This is a genomic window from Haloferax profundi, assembly GCF_001469865.1.
In the GTDB taxonomy this organism is placed as follows: Archaea; Halobacteriota; Halobacteria; order Halobacteriales; family Haloferacaceae; genus Haloferax; species Haloferax profundi.
This window is the reverse complement of the sequence record NZ_LOPV01000005.1, coordinates 1-1,566: the sequence shown is the minus strand read 5'-3', so window position 1 is coordinate 1,566 and position 1,566 is coordinate 1. Positions and strand designations below refer to the sequence as shown.

Sequence of the window (1,566 nt, the reverse complement as noted above, 5' to 3'; positions counted from 1 at the left end):
GCGTCTCCGCGGCGGGTATCCTCTTCGGCGTCCAACTGCTGATGTTCGGTGTCCTCTCGGACCTCATTCTCTCGCTCCACCGAGACCAGATGAAGCGTATCGAAGAACTGGAGTGACGCGCTTCGACGGTGTCGGATTCTCACGTTACGGACTCTAAACGGAGTCGGTACTGCCGTCTCCAGTCCTCTTCAAAACGGAACGAGTGCCCGCAGTCGTCCGAAGAGGCTCTTCGACGCCTTGGCGCGGAACTGCTCGAACACCGGGTGCAGTGACTCCAGCAGGTCACGACGCGACTCGAACTGTGTTTTCTGGGTTTCGTCGAGCGCCTCGTCTATCGTGACCGTGTTCCCCGCGGCGTCGATGGGGACGGCGACGTGGTCGAGCGCCTGCGCGATCGTCTGCGCGTCGGCTGGGTAGTCGATATCGGCGGCGTCGACATCGTCGGACAGTGCCGCGATGCCGAACTCGATAGCGTCAGGGTCCGACGTCTCGTTCTGCGGCGGTCTCGCTGCCATCAGATAGGAGTACGAAGTGCGGACGGGAAAAACCCCCGTCCATTCGTTTCGATACCGTGCTGTCCAATTCGTCTGTGCCGCACCGGTCTTCGCACCGTTGGGATTAACCGCCGCGAGCGCCAGGTGCCAGCCATGACCGAGTACACGACGGTTTCTATCCCGAAAGAGTTGGCCGCACGCGTCGAGGAGACGCTCGAAGGAACCACGTTTTCGAGTACGAGCGACCTCGTGCGGTTCCTCTTACGAAGTATCGTCATCCAGCACGAACGGTCTGGCGGCGAACTCTCCGAATCCGAGTTCCAAGAGATAGCCGAGCAGTTGACCGACCTCGGGTATCTGCGGTAGACGCGACCGACTGGTCTCGTTTCGAGAGGAGACAGCACGGAGAGTGCACTCGTCCACCGCGAGTTGCGTTCCGTACTCAGGCGAGTTCTTCTTCTGGTGGTTCCGCGTCGACGACGACGAGGTCGAGTTTCCGTCCTGCGCGGTCGAACGCGGCGAGGGTCTCTTCTTCCCACGGCGGGACAGCGAGGAGAACGACGGCGGCCAAATCGTCGCGTTCGGTGAGTTCGAACGGCCCTTGCGGGTGCGTGATGAAGCGTGCACGTCCACGGCCCGCCGGCGTTCCGAGGTCGACGCCGAAGATGGCGCTGACCGACCCGCCCGCCTCCGCCATGTAGAAGTGCGTGAGCACGGGAGTCTCTGGGTCGATTCCGATGTCGTCGTCGAAGTCCCCTGCGGGCGTCGGCGCGAGAACCAGATTCGTCTCCTGTGGTTCGGCATCTTCTGCCATGTCGAGGAGGACGTCGACCAGCCCACGAGTCACGTGGATACACCGGCGTTCTCCCGGCGCATCTGGTTCGACTGCTGTCGAGTGGCCCGAGTCGTCCTCGTCGGTCGCGTGGCCGCCATCACCGACGACGCGCCGCTCGTCGGTCATCAGTCCGAAACCATCGTCTTGAACGCTTGGACGTACGCACTGGGGAGGTTCTTCCGCGCGTTCGCGAGTGCAGTTCGGAGTTCGTCACCCGCGTTCTCCATCACCCCAGCG

Annotated in this window: 3 protein-coding genes and 1 pseudogene; 2 read left to right on the top strand and 2 right to left on the bottom strand. The window is 62.6% G+C overall.

The annotated features are described in order from the left end of the window. A pseudogene (locus AUR66_RS20995) lies at positions 1-116 on the top strand (S-layer glycoprotein N-glycosyltransferase AglJ); the annotation flags it as partial. A 72-nt stretch (positions 117-188) separates the two neighbouring features. On the opposite strand, the gene AUR66_RS00420 reads toward AUR66_RS20995, so the two are convergent. Continuing rightward, positions 189-515 (bottom strand): hypothetical protein, encoded by a 327-nt coding sequence (locus AUR66_RS00420; protein WP_058570566.1) that lies wholly within the window; start codon positions 513-515, stop codon positions 189-191. A gap of 132 nt (positions 516-647) precedes the next feature. On the opposite strand from AUR66_RS00420, the gene AUR66_RS00415 reads away from it, so the two are divergent. Continuing rightward, positions 648-860, top strand: a complete 213-nt coding sequence (locus tag AUR66_RS00415) for a ribbon-helix-helix domain-containing protein (protein ID WP_058570565.1) — start codon at positions 648-650, stop codon at positions 858-860. Between the two features lie 76 nt (positions 861-936). Here AUR66_RS00415 and AUR66_RS00410 read toward each other — a convergent pair whose 3' ends face one another. Next, positions 937-1,455 carry a hypothetical protein gene (locus AUR66_RS00410; protein ID WP_058570564.1) on the bottom strand — a complete coding sequence of 173 codons (519 nt, stop codon included), beginning with the start codon at positions 1,453-1,455 and terminating at the stop codon, positions 937-939. Between the last annotated feature and the right edge of the window lie 111 nt (positions 1,456-1,566).